The following is a 14,475-nucleotide window of genomic DNA, read 5'->3' on the forward strand; positions in this document are numbered from 1 at the left end:
GCCGCTGCTCGATCAGGCCGGGATCAGCCCGTGAACAGGATCTCTCCCATGATCTTGGAGGTGACGTGGTCGTGGTCCAGGAGGTTGACCCGGGCGTTCATCTTGCCGCTGCCGGTCGCGAAGGCGTAGTTGCCGGTCCCCCCGGTGATCGTGAACGTGCCGGTCGGGTAGACCAGGGTGTCCGCGGTCAGCGGCGCGGTGAGCTGGTAGGTCAGGGTGAGCTTGTCCCCGTCGGCCTCCGTGATGGTCGCCGTCCCCTTGATGTCGTACTTGCCGGGGATGGTCGCGGTACACACCACCTCGTCCTGCGTCCACGTCCCGCCGGTGGTGGGCTTGCCGGCGGCGGTGCCCGTCCCGGTCACGTTGTAGCCGTTGCAGCCCACGGTGTCGGGGTGCGTGGTCGCGATCACCGCGAAGTTGGCCGTGCTGTTGACGCTGGGGTCGTACGCCTTGATGGACGTGGTGGCGGTGTCGGTCTCCGCCGCGAAGGTGGCGCCGGCCGTACCGCCCGCCATCAGTAACGTGGCGGCCGCGACGCCTGCGGTGCGGGCGAACCATCTCTGCGCGAGTCTTGTCATCTTCTCCCCCGGAATGATACGGAAACTGCTCAACTACGCCTATTTGAAGGCCTGTTGGAGACAGCTTCCCCGATCGAAAGGGCTTCCGTCGAGGCATTCCGGCTTTTGCCCGGGGGAGGCCCGGATTCCGGGGACGTGCCCGGTCCGGGCGCGCCCCCGGCGAGGGCGGAGGCCGGTCAGCCGAGCTGGCGGCGTACGAGGGCGTGGAAGGCGCCGCCCGCGTCGGCGAGCAGTTCGGCGGGCGGGCCCTGCTGCGCCACCCGGCCCTCCTCCATCACCACCACCCGGTCGGCGTCCATGACCGTGGAGAGCCGGTGGGCGATCACGACGCGGGTGGCGCGCAGGGCCCGGGTGGACTCGATGACGACCCGCTGGGCCTCGTTGTCCAGGGCGCTGGTGGCCTCGTCCAGGAAGAGGATCCGCGGCTTGCGGATGAGGGCCTGCGCGATCATCAGCCGCTGTCGCTGACCGCCGGACACGGTCCCCCCGCCGTCGGACAGCATGGTGTGCAGGCCCATCGGCATCGCCTTGACGTCCTCGGCGAGCCCCGCCATCGCGACCGCCTCCCAGGCCTCCTCCGCGGTGTACGGCTCCGCCCCCCGGACGCAGTCGAGGATCGAGCCGGAGAGCGGCTGCGCGTTCTGCAGGACGACGCCGCACTGGCGGCGCACCGCCGCCCGGTCGAGCGCCGCCAGGTCCTGGCCGTCGTAGAGCACACCGCCCTCCACCGGCCGGTCGAAGCCGATGAGCAGGCGCAGCAGGGTCGACTTGCCGCAGCCGCTGGCCCCGACGATGGCGACGAACTCACCGGGCCGCACCCGTACCGACACGTCGTCCAGGACCAGCGGCCCGTCCTCGGTGTACCGGTAGGAGACGTTCTTCGCCTCGATCGCCCCGCTCAGCTCGCCCGGCTGCGTGCTGGAGCCGCGCACCTCGGGCGGCTCCCGGAAGACGGGGCCCAGCTGCTCGAACATCGGCTGCACGGCGGCGGCCGAGATCAACGCGCCGGTCAGCTGGGTGACCGAGGACAGCAGGATCGTCACGGCGGTGCTGAAGGTGAGGAACTCGGCGGCGGACATGCTGCCCCGCGCCGGTCCCGCGAGGAGCATGAACATCACCAGCATGCACAGCGGCGGGCAGACCGCGTTGAGCACGGTGACGGCGTTCTTGATCCGGCCGATGCGCTGCTGGAGCTCCCGGGTGCGGGCGAACTCCCGCGCCCAGGCGGCGTAGGCGAAGCTCTCGGCCGCGGCCACGCGCAGCTTGGGCAGTCCCCGCAGGGTCTGGAACGCCTGGTTGTTGAGCTTGTTGCCGAGCGCGAGCAGCCGCCGCTGGTAGCGCAGCTGCCAGAGTCCGAGCCCCAGGAAGAGGCCGGCGACGACCAGCAGCATCGCGAGCGCGACCAGGGCGAGGGGCACGCTGTAGAAGAGGAGCAGGACGAGGTTGACCGCCCCCACGGTGCTCGCCTGCAGGCAGACCGAGCCGATGCCGGAGAGCACGCTGCGGATGGCGCTGACGCCCATCGCCGCGCTCGCCAGCTCCCCGGTGGAACCGCCTGCGAAGAAGGTCACCGGCAGCCGCAGCAGCCGGTCCCAGACGGCCGGCTGGAGGGTCGCCTCGACCCGGCCCTCCACCCGCAGGATCGCCATGTTCTGCAGCAGCATGAAGGCGGCCGAGACGAGGGCGGTCGCGATGAGCGCGCACGCGGTCTGCACGATGAGTCCGCTCTCGGCCTGCAGGACGTACGCGCCGAGGACCCGGCCGGTGGCCAGGGGGACGAGCGCCCCGAGCCCGACCGCCACCAGACCGCCCAGGAACAGGCCGCGCAGGTCCCGGCCGGTCCCCCGCAGCCCGAAGCGGACCAGCCGCAGCACTCCCGGCCGTCCCTCCGGCAGCGGGCGGTAGAACATGACGGCGCCGGGTTCGAACGCGCCCTCGTGGGCGGCGCCGATCCGCTCGCGCCGCCCCGTCGCCGGGTCGACGGCCACGTACCCGCCGCGCCGCCACAGCAGCGCGACCGGCGCGCCGTCCTCCTCCCGGCGGCCCACCAGCGGCCCGCTGTCCTCGCGCCACCAGCGGCCCTGGAGCCGGACGGTCCGGGTGCGGATCCGGGAGGCGAGCGCGAGGCGCTCGACGGGGTCGCCACGGCCCGCGCCGGCCGCGGTCCCGGCCGGTTCCGTCAGGGAGACGCCCGCCTCGCGCGCGACCAGCCGGCACACGGCGAAGGCCGCGTCGTCGCCCCCACCGCGCGCCGCGACCCCGCGGGGCCGTCCGCCGGGGCGGCCGATCGAGGCGAGCAGAGCCCGGTCGGCCTGCGTACGGGCGGCCTCGCCGGCCTCGATGCCGGCCGCCGTCCGGTCCTCGTGGGCACGCTCGACCTGCTCGATCCAGTCGTCCAGGGCGTACAGCAGGCGGTACTGCTGGTCGACCATGCCCTGCCACATCTCCCCGTCGACGAGGAGCGCGGCCGCGGTGTCGTACCCCTCGTACACGGCGCCGTACTGCACGCTGCCGGGGGCGATCTGCATCCACAGCACGTCGTCGTCGGCCGTGCCCGGGCCGGTGGTGGCGCGGCTCTCCAGCGGCGCCTGGTAGAGGACGCGCAGTCCGCGCCCGACGCCGAGCGCGAAGGCGTTCTCCAGCGGACTCAGCGGCGCCCCGGCGACGCCATGGGCGCCCGGCCCGTACCCCACCCCCGCGAACCCGCCGCCGTACGCGGAGGCGTCCGGCCCGTAGCCGTACGGCTCGCCGCCGTGGACGTCCTGGCCGTACGCGCCGTAACCGGCCTCGCCCGGCCCGTGCGGGGCCAGGCGGCGCAGTTCGATGCGGCGCAGCAGGCAGCCCTGGAGCGGACGGCCGATCAGGGTGTGGCCGGGGCCCTCGGCGGGGCCGAGCAGCAGCGCGCCCGGGGCCAGGCGGCCGAGGAAGTGCCAGTGGCCCTCCTGCGCCGCGTCGACGGCGAACAGGTCGAGTCCGCCCTCGACGACGAGCCAGAGGACGAGGGGCCCCTCCAGGGAGAGGCTGCGCAGCTGTGCGCAGTCGACGGGGGTGCCGAGCCCGCCGAGGGCGGCGACGACCGGGTCGGCGGCGACGGGTGCGGGGTGGGGGGAGGTCACCTCAGTGCTCCTTGACCAGTCGGGCGTACGCGCCTCCCGCGGCGAGCAGGTCCTCGTGGCGGCCGCGCTCGACGACGGTGCCCCGCTCCAGGACGACGATCTCGTCGCTGTCGCGGACGGTGCTCAGCCGGTGGGCGATGACCACGCAGGCGCAGCCCCGGCGCCGCAGGTTGTCGATGACGAGCCGCTCGGTCGCCGCGTCCAGGGCGCTGGTCACCTCGTCGAGGACCATGACGCTGGGGCGCCGGACCAGCGCCCGCGCGATCTCCAGGCGTTGGCGCTGACCGCCGGAGAAGTTGCGGCCGTCCTGCTCGACCCGGCTGTGGATGCCGCCTGGCCGGCGGGCGATCACCTCGTACACGGCGGCGTCCCGGAGGGCGTCGACGACGGCCTCGTCCGGGATGGAGGGGTCCCACAGGGCGATGTTGTCGCGGACGGTCCCCTCGAAGAGGAAGACGTCCTGGTCGACGAAGGAGACGGAGGCGGCGAGCGCGCCGCGGGGGATGTCCTCCAGTCGCATGCCGTCGATGCGGATGGCGCCCTCCCAGGGTGCGTACAGACCGGAGACCAGCCGGGAGACCGTGGACTTGCCGCTGCCGGAGCCGCCGACGAGCGCGACCTGCCGGCCGGGGCCGACGGCGAGCGAGAAGTCCTTGAGGAGCGGGGCGTCGAGGGGGCTGTAGCCGAAGGTGATGCCGTCCAGCGTCACGTGGCCGGTCAGCCGGCGGGTGGCGGCGGGCGGCTCGCGCCGCGAGTACAGCGGGTCGACGGGGAAGTTCTCGACGTCCTTGAGGCGGGCGACGTCGGCGGCGAAGTCCTGGATGCGGCCCGCGACGCCGTTGAGCCGTGTGATCGGTGTGGTGAAGCTGGTCACGAGGGCCTGGAAGGCGACGAGCAGGCCGACCGAGAGGTGGCCCTCCACCGCGCGCAGGCCGCCGATCATCAGGATCAGCGCGCTGTTGAGCGCGGCGAGCGTCGGCGCCACGATCGCCAGCCACATGCTGGGGACGCCGAGCCGCTGCTGCACGTCGAGGGTGACGGCGTGCTGACCGGCCCAGCGGCGGAAGAAGCCGTCCTCGCCGCCGGTGGCCTTCATCGTCTCGATGAGCTGCAGTCCGCTGTACGCGGTGTTGGTCAGCCGGGCGCTCTCGGCGCGGAGCTTCTGGGTGTCGGTGGCGCGCACGTGGACCACGATCCGCATGGCCAGGACGTTCAGCAGCGCGACGCCGATGCCGACGAGCGTCAGCTGCGGGTCGTACGTCCAGAGCAGCACCGCGTAGAGGACGACGACCACGGCGTCCACGCCGGCGGCGGCGAGGTCGCGAGCGAGGGTCTCGGCGACCGCGTCGTTCGACTGGAGGCGCTGGACCAGGTCGGCCGGGTTGCGCTGGGAGAAGAAGGAGACGGGGAGGCGGAGCAGGTGGCGCAGGAAGCGGGCGCTGCCGAGGGTGGAGGAGATGACGCGGCCGCGCAGCAGGTTCGCCTGTTGGAGGTGGGTGAGCACCGCCGTGAGCAGCAGGGCCGCAGCCGTCGACGCGAAGAGCACGCCGAGGAGCGACGTCTGCTCTCCGATCAGGAACATGTCGATGTACGTACGGCTCAGCGCGGGGATCGCCGCGCCGACGACGACCAGGAGGAGGCTGGCCAGCACGGCGGCGAGCAGGGTGCCCGAGGTGCCGCGCAGCCGGGCCGGCATCGCGCGCATGACGCCGGGCTTCCGGCCGGTGCGGCGGAAGCCCTCGCCGGGCTCGAAGGTGAGGACGACGCCGGTGAAGCTGGTGTCGAACTCGTCCATGGGTACGAAGCGGCGGCCCTTGGCGGGGTCGTTGATGTGGACGCCGCGGCGGCCGAGGCGGCGGCCGATGCCCTCGTAGACGACGTAGTGGTTGAACTCCCAGAAGAGGACGGCCGGCGGCCCCACTGCGGCGAGGGCCGCCAGGTCCATCTGCATGCCCTTGGCCGTGAGGCCGTAACCGCGGGCGGCTTTCAGGATGTTGCTGGCGCGGGATCCGTCGCGGGAGACGCCGCAGGCGATGCGGAGCTCTTCCAGGGCGACGAACCTGCCGTGGTGGCCGAGCACCATGGCGAGCGCGGCGGCGCCGCACTCCACCGCCTCCATCTGGAGCACGGTGGGGGTGCGCACGGGGCGGGGCGTGCGGCCCTTGGGGACGGGCCGGCGCCGGGGGCTCCGGCCGGACGGCGCGGCGCGGCGGCGGTCGCCGCCGCGGGGTGCGGGGCGGTGGCGCCGGCGCGCGCCGGGCCCGGGGCGCGGGGTCCGGCTCGTGTCGGCGGGCGCGGTCACGGGAGCAGCCAATCGACGGGCCGCTCTGCGGCGAGGTGGACGGTCGCGGTGACGGGGGTCGTGGAGTCGACGGCGTACGGGGGGCCGTCGGCCTTGGACCACCGGTAGCCGGAGCGGGTCGCGGTCGAGCGTTCCAGCTGGACGAGGACCGCGACGGGGTCGCCGTCCCGGGCGAACTCCTCGGCGAGGGACCGGTCGCCGAGGAATCCGCTGATCTGGGCGGGTGTCTGGGGGACGCGGCCGACCGCCTCGACGCGTCCGCGGAGCACGCCGTAGCGCTGCCGGGGCGCGGAGGGGACGCCGAGGTCGACCTGGGCGCCGACGGGGATCGTCGCGCCGCTGCCGCCCGGTACGTAGAGCATGGCGACCAGCGGGTCGTCCGGGTCCTTCACGCGCTCCACGGTCGCGACGTCGGCGCCGGTGGTGACGACAAGTCCGGTCTTGACGAGGAGGCTGGTGACCCGTCCTCCGTCGATCGCGCGGACGTCCCGGTCGCCCTGCGGCGTCCGGACGGTGAGCAGCGGCGCGCCGGCGGCGACGGTCCGGCCCTCCTCGGCGCGCACGGCGGTGATCTGTCCCGCGAAGGGGCTCTGCAGGAGGTAGCTGCCCTCGGCCCGGGTGAGGACGCCGGGCGCGTTCAGCTTCGCGTGTACGGATCCGGTGAAGGCCCAGAAGGTCGCGGCGGCCATGACGACGACGGTGACGGCCAGGGCGAGTCGCCCCTGCGGGCGGGCCAACCGCACCGGCAGGTCGAGTTCTTCGGGCGATTGCAGCTTGGAAAGCGCCTTCTGACGGAACTGCACGGAACCTTCCTCCGAACGCATTCTTCACGGGCCTGCCGAATTCCCGGTGGATTCCCCGACCGCGAGGGTCGGGAAAGGCAGCCGTGAACCCCGGAACGGGAAATCGTTCCGGGGTTCACGAAGATGTCGCTCAGAGGCCGGCGACACCGACGTTGACACCGGCGAGACCGGTGACGACGCCCGGCAGGGCCTGCACGCCCTGGACGGTCTGGAGCGAGGTCACGGTGCCGAGCACGGTGCTGACGTCGCCGACCACGGCGCCGGCGAGGCCACCGGAGATGGCGAGGCCGCCGGAGACGGCGTCCAGCTCGGCGTCGGCGATCTCACGGGTCTCGATGTCGTTACGCATGGAGGCGCACCCTTCAATTCGTGTGAATTTCTTTGTCGCGGCCGGAATCAGGCACCGTTCACACGGCGGCCGCGATGTGCAGATGTAAGCACGCGAACGGGTTTTCCGGCCAACCGAGTTGACGGGTCGTGGCACACGGATTCGTCACCGGAACGGAGTGCGTTTCGATCTGCGCGACGGATCGCCCGGGGATCGTCACAGCTTCTCCGCAGGATCGAGTAACAGAAATCGGCCCTCCGGCGACCCCCGGGAACGCAAGGGGACATACGCCCTTCAATCGACGGGCGGGGGGCCGGAAGGCCGATGGACGAGGCAAGGGGAAGGATCCCCTCCACTCGCACGCTGTGAAGATTCGCCGGAGCGACTCCGGGTGAGGCCGCCTACACGGAGGGTGTCGGCGGCCCTCGGGCCCGCTAGGACGCCGCCGCCTTCTCGGGGGCGGCGGGGGCGGCGGGGGCGGCCGCGGTGGCCGGACCCCGCGCCTCCCCGGCGGAGACGGGCGCCGGCCCGGCGGCCCGGGCGCGCAGGCCGGGGCCCGCGATCGCAGCGACCAGGGCGAACGCCGCGGCGCCGATCCAGAAGGTCAGGGTGAAGCCCGACTCGGCGGGCAGCGGCGGGACTCCGGCCGGGAGGTGGGCGACGGTCTGCGAGGCGAGGATCGTCGTGACGACGGCGCTGCCGATGGCACTGCCGGTGGAGCGGGAGATGGAGTTGATGCCGTTCGCGATGCCGCTCTGGTGGTGCGGGACGCTCGACATGATGACGGCCGGCATGGCGGCGTATCCGAAGCTGACGGCCGCCCCGACGACGATTCCCGCGCCGATGACGGAGAGCGTGTGGCCGTGGTCGAGGGCGAGCCAGGCGAAGCCGACGGCGCCGAGGCCCGCGGCCAGCGCGAGGGCGGCGCGGGGGCCGCGGTGCCGGACCAGCCGGCCGCCGATCGGGGAGGCGAGCAGCGAGACGATCGCCCCGGGCAGCAGGAACTGGACGGAGGCGCGGAGGATGGACGCGTCGAAGCCGTAGCCGGTGAGGGCCTGGGGCATCTGGACCAGGTACGAGACGCCCAGGAAGTTCGCGAACATGCCGAAGCCGACGAGGACGCCGGCCAGGTTGGCCATGAGGACCGGGCGGTGGACGAACATCCTCATGTCGACGAGGGGTTCGCGGACCTTGCGCTCCACGAGGACCCAGACGGCGGCCATGACGGCGGCGCCGGCGAAGCTGCCGAGCGTCCGGGCCGAGGCCCAGCCCCACTCGTGGCCCTGCGACACGGGCAGCAGGAGCAGCAGCAGGGTGATGCCGAGCGTGAGGGCGCCGAGGAGGTCGGTCCGGCCGCCGGTCTTGTGGCGGGTCGCGGGGACGAGGAGGGCGACGGCGACGAGGGCGAGTGCCGCGAAGCCGGTCGCCATCCAGAAGGCGCTGCGGTAGTCGGCGTCGGCGCCCGAGGTGAGCAGGCCGGTGGCGACGAGGGCGAGGCCGCTGCCGAAGGCGAGGGTGCCGCTGACCAGTGCCATGGCGCCGGGCAGCCGCTGCGGCCTGACCTCCTCGCGCAGGACGGAGAGGGCGAGCGGGAAGATCGCGGTGGCGGCGCCCTGGAGGACGCGGCCGAGGATCAGCAGGGGCAGCGAGGTCGCGAGGGCGGCGACGACCGAGCCGGCGACCATGACGCCGAGGACGGCGACGAGGGTGGGCTTCTTGCCGTGCTGGTCGCCGAAGCGGCCGAGCAGCGGGGTGAACACCGCGGCGGAGAGCAGCGTGGCGGTGGTGACCCAGCTGACGTCGGCGGTCGAGGTGCCGAGGTCGGTGCGGATGAGGCCGAGGATCGGGACCGGCAGGGTCTGCATCATCGAGACGACCATGGCGGCGAGGCTCAGGGCGAAGACGACGACCGTCTCGCGCCGTGGGTCGGCGGCGGGCGGTGTGGGGGCGTGGCTCATGGCAGGGAGGGGCCTTTTCCGGTGGCGCGGGAGCTTCAGATCATCGATGTTTGATGTCGTCAAGTACTTCGCGACGGTAGACCGGAATGCTTGAGGTGGTCAAGTAAACAATTGATAATGTCAAGTGTTCTGAGTACCCTCGACCCATGAGCGCGACGACCTCCCGGCCCACCAGACTCCAGCTCATGGAGCTGCTCGCCGCCATCGGCACGGCCCAGTGGCGCGACTTCGCGTCCGCCGCGGCGCACCACGGTCTGACCTCCACCCAGGCGAAGGTCCTCGCGCAGCTCGACGGCCCGCTGCCGATGCGCGCCCTGGCCACCCTGCTGGTCTGCGACGCCTCCAACGTCACCGGCATCGTCGACCGCCTGGAGGCCCGCGCCCTGGTCCGCCGCGAGCCCGACCCCTCCGACCGCCGCGTCAAGAACGTGGTGGCGACCGACGAGGGCCGGGACGTCATCCGCCGCGTGCGCGAGGAGATGCAGGCGACGAGCGGCGCACTCGACACCCTCGACGCCACCGAGAGCGCGACCCTCTACGACCTGCTCGCCCGCCTGCGCCCGGGCATGGAGAAGAACGCCTGACCCCACGGGCCGCACGGGCACGGGGGAAGCGGACGCCCGGCCCCGCGGTCCGGGCGTTCGCACCGGCGCGGGCCCTCCCCCGCGGCCCCGGCGCCGCTCAGGGACTCGTCGTCGAGACCGCGTACACCCGGGGGAACGCCGGTTCCGTCAGGTCGACCGTCAGGTCCGTCGCCGGGCGCGGCTCCTCGCGCCGTACCGTCGTGCCCGCCCAGCTCATGCCCTCGGCGAAGCGCCAGCCCACGATGTCGGCGTCGCGGTCGCCGACCGTGATGCGGCCCGGGGTGAGGGCCGCGCGGCTCGTGCCGGACTCGGCCAGGAAGGCGTCCAGACCGGCGGCGGTGGTCGAGAACTGCACGTACAGCCGGCTGGTCTTCCAGTTGCTCGTCTCGTAGTACGCGACGTCCCACGCCCCCGCCGGGATCGGCACCTCGAAGATCCGGCGCTTCATGAGCGAGGGCCAGTTGTCCTGGAGGCCCGCCGCGGACGACTCGCGCTCCTTGTCGCGGCCGCTGTCGCGGCTCTGGCCCGCGGAGATGACGAGGTAGCCGGCCGGGATGCCGACGAGCAGGACGATGATGACGGCGGTCAGCCAGCGGCGGCGGATCATGTGCCGGTGGTCCTCGGGGAGCTTGCCCCCGGGGTCGCGCGGCGGGGTGGACTGGTGGGGCAGGGTCATGAAGGCGGATCCTCGGGGGTACGGGCGGCCCGGCCCGAGGTCCCGCTGCGCAGGGCCTGGGCGTAGCGCTCGTACCGTTCGTACCGCTCCACCCGGCGCCGGTTGGCGCGGCGGAAGCGGCGGGCGACGAGGCGGGCGAGGTCGGCGGCGCCGACCATCCCCGCCTCGGGGCCGAGCTGGGCGCGGGTGATGCGGGCCTCGGGGCGGTAGCCGCGGCCGGTGAGGTGGCGGCGGAAGGAGTCCCTGGCGGGGCCGATGAGCAGGTCGTCGGCGGCCGAGACGCCGCCGCCGATGACGAAGCAGGAGGGGTCGAGGGCGGCGGCGAGGTTGGCGATGCCGACGCCGAGCCACTGCCCGATGTCCTGGAACAGCTCCACGCACATGGCGTCGCCCTCGCGGGCGAGCTCGGTGATGAGCGGTCCGGTGATCTCGGGGACGTTCCCCTTGACCCGTTCGATGATCCCGTACGCCACCGGGGAGTCGGCGGCGGCCAGCTCGCGGGCCTCGCGGACCAGCGCGTTGCCGGAGCTGTACTGCTCCCAGCAGCCGCGGTTGCCGCAGGGGCAGCGGTGGCCGCCGGGGACGACCTGCATGTGGCCGAACTCGCCGGCCACCCCGAACCTGCCGCGCTTGACCTGGCCGTCCTCCAGGATGGCGCCGCCGATGCCGGTGCCGAGGGTGATCATGACGAGGTGGTCCTCGCCGCGTCCGGCGCCGAAGCGCCACTCGGCCCAGGCCGCGGTGTTGGCGTCGTTGTCCACCATGACGGGAACGGCGAGGCGGCTCTGGAGGGCGTCCCTGAGGGGTTCGTTGCGCCAGGCGAGGTGCGGGGCGAAGAGCACCGTGGCCCGGTCGGCGTCGACCCAGCCGGCCGCGCCGATGCCGACCGCGTGCACGTCGTGCCGGTCGGAGAGGTCCAGGACCAGCTCGACGATGGTGTCCTCGACGACCTTGGCGCTCTTGGACTTGTCCGGGGTCTCCGTGCGGAGCTTCTCCAGGATGTTGCCGTCGGCGTCGACGACGCCGGCCATCACCTTCGTACCGCCGATGTCGATGCCGACGGTCGGCACCCGCGGCGCCGTCAGGTGGGAGCGCCGCTCCCGGGAGCCGACGGTCCGCAGCACGGTGCCCCGGGCCGATCCCCGGTGGGCGAGGTCACGGTAGGTACTCATCGGCTCCGATTCTGCCAGGTGCGGTGTCAAGGGGCCGTTACCCCGGGCGCGGGCCGCGGGGGTCCGTCACGTCGCGGACGGCCGCTCCAGCTCGTGCCGCAGGTCCTCCAGCTCGGTGCCGCCGGCCATCTGGCGGGTCAACTCGTCGAGCGTGATGGAGCCCTTGCTGTGGCTGCCGGCCATCACGCCCCGCTTGAGCAGGACGAACCGGTCGCCGACGAGGTACGCGTGGTGCGGGTTGTGGGTGATGAGGACCACGCCGAGGCCCTGGTCGCGGGCGGCCGCGACGTACTTCAGGACGACGCCGGACTGCTTGACGCCCAGGGCGGCGGTCGGCTCGTCGAGGACGAGGACCTTCGCGCCGAAGTGGACGGCCCGGGCGATGGCCACGCACTGCCGCTCGCCGCCGGAGAGGGTGCCGATGGGCTGGTCCACGTCGCGCAGGTCGATGCCCATGCGGAGCAGCGCCTCGCGGGTGGTGGTCCGCATCAGGCCGACGTCGAGCCGCCGGAAGGGGCCGGAGCCCTTCGTGGGCTCGGAGCCGAGGAAGAAGTTCCGCCAGACCGGCATGAGCGGGACGACGGCGAGGTCCTGGTAGACCGTGGCGATGCCCCGGTCGAGGGCGTCGCGCGGGTTGGCGAGGGTGACCTCCTCGCCCTCGATGCGGAAGGTCCCGGTGTCGTGCCGGTGGAGGCCGGCGACGATCTTGATGAGGGTGGACTTGCCGGCGCCGTTGTCGCCGAGGACGCAGGAGATCTCGCCGGCGCGGACCTCCAGGGAGACCCCTTCGAGGGCGCGGATGTTGCCGTAGTACTTGCTGACGTCGTCGAGCTCGACGAGGGGCGCGGTCGTCTCCGTCACTTGGTGGCCTCCACGCGCTTGCGGATCCAGGCGTTGAGCAGGGTCGCCAGGAGGAGCATCGCTCCCAGGAAGAACTTGAACCAGTCCGGGTTCCACTCGGCGTACACGATGCCCTTGCTCGTCATGCCGAAGATGAGGGCGCCGATCGCGGAGCCGATGGCGGAGCCGTAGCCGCCGGTGATCAGGCAGCCGCCGATGACGGCCGCGATGATGAAGATCAGCTCGTTGCCCACGCCCTCGCCCGACTGGACGACGTCGAAGGAGAAGAGCAGGTGCTGGCCGGAGATCCAGGCGCAGAGCGCCACGCCCATGTAGAGGCCGATCTTCGTCCGGTGGACCGGGACGCCGACCGCGCGGGCGGCGTCGGCGCTGCCGCCGACCGCGAAGATCCAGTTGCCGAAGCGGGTCCGGAGCAGGATCCAGGTGGCGAGCGCGACGAGGCCGAACCACCAGAGGATGGTGACCTTGAACTCGACGCCGCCGATGGTCAGCTGCGAGGCGAAGAGCGCGCGGGCGGAGGGGAAGCCCTCCATGTCGGCGATGCTCTTGGTGGAGACGGTGCCGCTGATGAGCTTGGTGAGGCCGAGGTTCAGGCCGGTCAGCATGAGGAAGGTGCCGAGCGTGATGATGAAGCTGGGCAGCTTCGTACGGGTCAGCATGACGCCGTTGAAGACGCCGATGGCCAGGGTGACGAGCAGCGAGACGCCGACGCCGACCCAGACGTTCGCCGTCATCTGGTAGCTGAACATCGACGAGACGAGGGCCGAGCTGGTCACCAGGACGCCGGCGGACAGGTCGAACTCGCCGCCGATCATGAGCAGCGCGACGGGCACCGCCATGATGCCGAGGGTGGAGGCCGCGTAGAGCACCGTGCCGAGGCTGGACGGGTTCAGGAAGCTGTCGGCGGTGAGGGAGAAGAAGACGAAGACGGCGATCGCGCCGACGACCGAGCCGAGCTCGGGGCGGGCGAGCAGCTTCTTCAGCGGGGTGGTGCGCAGCAGTCTCTCGTCGACGTGGTCGAGTCCGTCCGACGGTGGTGCGGTGGAGCTCATCGGGTGCCCCGCTCGGCGTACTCGACGAGCTTCGCCGCGTCGTCCTTCGTGATCACCTGCGGGCCGGTGAGGACCGGCTTGCCGCCGCCGAGGACGTTGGCGTTGTAGCGGTACAGCCAGAGGAGGTCGACGGCCTCGTAGCCCTGGAGGTAGGGCTGCTGGTCGACGGCGAAGCCGAGGGTGCCGGCCTCGAGGGAGGCGGCGACCTTGGCGTTGAGGTCGAAGGTGTCGATCTCGGCCTTGCTCCCGGCGCTCTTGGCGGCCTGGACGGCGGCGTCGGCGAAGGGGGCGCCGAGCGTCACGACGGCGTCCACGTCCTTGTCCGACTGGAGCTTGGCCTCGATGGAGGCCTTGACGTCCGGCATGTTGGTGCCGTCGACGTAGAGGTTGACCAGTTCGCCGTCGAAGGTCTTCTTCGTTCCGGCGCAGCGCTGCTCGTGTCCGACGTTGCCCTGCTCGTGCAGGACGCAGAGAGCCTTCTTCCTGCCGCGCTTGTCGAGTTCCTCGCCGACGGCCTCGCCGGCGACGGTCTCGTCCTGGCCGATGTGGGTGAGGGCTCCGTAGGCCTTGGACTGCTCGGCGCCCGAGTTGACGGTGATGACCGGGATGCCCGCCTTGACGGCCTTCTCGACGGCGCCCTTCATGGCGTCGGGCTTCGCGAGCGTGACGATCAGGCCGTCGACGCCCTTGGCGACGTACGAGTCGATCAGCTGGGCCTGCTGCTGGGCCTCGTCGCTGTGGGCGTACAGGAAGTTGATGTTGTCCTTGGCGGCGGCCTGCTTGGCGCCCTTCTGGACGATGTCCCAGAAGGTGTCGCCGTCGCCCGAGTGGGTCACCATGGCGAAGGTCCAGCGGGGGGTGTCCACGACCGCCCTGCCCTGGGCCTCGGCGGCCTTGCGGGCGTCCTCCGCGCGCTTTCCGCCGGTGCTGCTGCACCCGGCGAGCGCCCCGGTGAGCGCGAGCGCGAGCACGGCGCCGACTGCGGCGCGTACCCCTCCTGTCCGAAGCCTGGTCACGAGGCCGTGCCCTCCTTTGTGTCCTTTGC

12 protein-coding genes are annotated in these 14,475 nt (G+C 72.6%); 1 reads left to right on the forward strand and 11 read right to left on the reverse strand.

The window, feature by feature from the left end; translation table 11 throughout:
* Nucleotides 1–23: 23 nt before the first annotated feature.
* The 6 genes from ACF09E_RS11330 to ACF09E_RS11355 all read right to left on the reverse strand — a co-directional run bounded on the left by ACF09E_RS11330 (nucleotide 24) and on the right by ACF09E_RS11355 (nucleotide 9,085).
* Entirely contained in the window at nucleotides 24–578 is a 555-nt protein-coding gene (locus ACF09E_RS11330; protein ID WP_392204915.1) for a hypothetical protein, read from the reverse strand.
* 176 nt (nucleotides 579–754) lie between these two features.
* A complete protein-coding gene (locus ACF09E_RS11335; protein WP_392204917.1) occupies nucleotides 755–3,694 on the reverse strand; it encodes an NHLP bacteriocin export ABC transporter permease/ATPase subunit in 2,940 nt (979 codons plus the stop codon).
* Between the two features lies 1 nt (nucleotide 3,695).
* Entirely contained in the window at nucleotides 3,696–6,008 is a 2,313-nt protein-coding gene (locus tag ACF09E_RS11340; RefSeq protein WP_392204918.1) for an NHLP family bacteriocin export ABC transporter peptidase/permease/ATPase subunit, read from the reverse strand.
* Entirely contained in the window at nucleotides 5,993–6,799 is an 807-nt protein-coding gene (locus tag ACF09E_RS11345) for a hypothetical protein (RefSeq protein WP_392204919.1), read from the reverse strand. Before ACF09E_RS11345 ends, ACF09E_RS11340 begins: the two co-directional genes overlap by 16 nt.
* Nucleotides 6,800–6,929: 130 nt before the next feature.
* Nucleotides 6,930–7,148 carry a hypothetical protein gene (locus ACF09E_RS11350; RefSeq protein ID WP_055600716.1) on the reverse strand — a complete coding sequence of 73 codons (219 nt, stop codon included), beginning with the start codon at nucleotides 7,146–7,148 and terminating at the stop codon, nucleotides 6,930–6,932.
* Nucleotides 7,149–7,561: 413 nt separating this feature from the next.
* On the reverse strand, nucleotides 7,562–9,085 hold the full coding sequence (locus tag ACF09E_RS11355) for an MFS transporter (protein WP_392204920.1): 1,524 nt from the start codon (nucleotides 9,083–9,085) through the stop codon (nucleotides 7,562–7,564).
* 146 nt (nucleotides 9,086–9,231) lie between these two features.
* Here ACF09E_RS11355 and ACF09E_RS11360 point away from each other — a divergent pair, with 146 nt between their 5' ends.
* Nucleotides 9,232–9,669, forward strand: a complete 438-nt coding sequence (locus ACF09E_RS11360; RefSeq protein WP_392204921.1) for a MarR family winged helix-turn-helix transcriptional regulator — start codon at nucleotides 9,232–9,234, stop codon at nucleotides 9,667–9,669.
* A 97-nt stretch (nucleotides 9,670–9,766) separates the two neighbouring features.
* Here ACF09E_RS11360 and ACF09E_RS11365 read toward each other — a convergent pair whose 3' ends face one another.
* From ACF09E_RS11365 to ACF09E_RS11385, 5 genes are all read right to left on the reverse strand, one after another.
* Complete coding sequence (locus ACF09E_RS11365) at nucleotides 9,767–10,345, reverse strand: hypothetical protein (protein ID WP_392204922.1); 579 nt, start codon at nucleotides 10,343–10,345, stop codon at nucleotides 9,767–9,769.
* Nucleotides 10,342–11,517, reverse strand: a complete 1,176-nt coding sequence (locus ACF09E_RS11370; protein WP_388807118.1) for an ROK family glucokinase — start codon at nucleotides 11,515–11,517, stop codon at nucleotides 10,342–10,344. The genes ACF09E_RS11365 and ACF09E_RS11370 overlap by 4 nt, the downstream gene beginning before the upstream one ends.
* 66 nt (nucleotides 11,518–11,583) lie before the next feature.
* The gene (locus tag ACF09E_RS11375; protein WP_392204923.1) at nucleotides 11,584–12,378 is read right to left on the reverse strand and encodes an ATP-binding cassette domain-containing protein; all 795 of its coding nucleotides are present in this window, start codon (nucleotides 12,376–12,378) and stop codon (nucleotides 11,584–11,586) included.
* Complete coding sequence (locus tag ACF09E_RS11380; RefSeq protein ID WP_388807116.1) at nucleotides 12,375–13,430, reverse strand: ABC transporter permease; 1,056 nt, start codon at nucleotides 13,428–13,430, stop codon at nucleotides 12,375–12,377. Before ACF09E_RS11380 ends, ACF09E_RS11375 begins: the two co-directional genes overlap by 4 nt.
* On the reverse strand, nucleotides 13,427–14,446 hold the full coding sequence (locus ACF09E_RS11385; RefSeq protein ID WP_392204924.1) for a sugar ABC transporter substrate-binding protein: 1,020 nt from the start codon (nucleotides 14,444–14,446) through the stop codon (nucleotides 13,427–13,429). The genes ACF09E_RS11380 and ACF09E_RS11385 overlap by 4 nt, the downstream gene beginning before the upstream one ends.
* Between the last annotated feature and the right edge of the window lie 29 nt (nucleotides 14,447–14,475).

It is taken from the genome of Streptomyces sp. NPDC014891 (genome assembly GCF_043081085.1).
Taxonomy (GTDB): domain Bacteria; phylum Actinomycetota; class Actinomycetes; order Streptomycetales; family Streptomycetaceae; genus Streptomyces.

What these genes read in the sequence shown, in the direction of transcription:
- ACF09E_RS11365 (WP_392204922.1), bottom strand. Translation starts at nt 10,345, where the DNA reads ATGACCCTGCCCCACCAGTCCACCCCGCCGCGCGACCCCGGGGGCAAG.
- ACF09E_RS11355 (WP_392204920.1), bottom strand. Translation starts at nt 9,085, where the DNA reads ATGAGCCACGCCCCCACACCGCCCGCCGCCGACCCACGGCGCGAGACG.
- ACF09E_RS11370 (WP_388807118.1), bottom strand. Translation starts at nt 11,517, where the DNA reads ATGAGTACCTACCGTGACCTCGCCCACCGGGGATCGGCCCGGGGCACC.
- ACF09E_RS11380 (WP_388807116.1), bottom strand. Translation starts at nt 13,430, where the DNA reads ATGAGCTCCACCGCACCACCGTCGGACGGACTCGACCACGTCGACGAG.
- ACF09E_RS11350 (WP_055600716.1), bottom strand. Translation starts at nt 7,148, where the DNA reads ATGCGTAACGACATCGAGACCCGTGAGATCGCCGACGCCGAGCTGGAC.
- ACF09E_RS11360 (WP_392204921.1), top strand. Translation starts at nt 9,232, where the DNA reads ATGAGCGCGACGACCTCCCGGCCCACCAGACTCCAGCTCATGGAGCTG.
- ACF09E_RS11330 (WP_392204915.1), bottom strand. Translation starts at nt 578, where the DNA reads ATGACAAGACTCGCGCAGAGATGGTTCGCCCGCACCGCAGGCGTCGCG.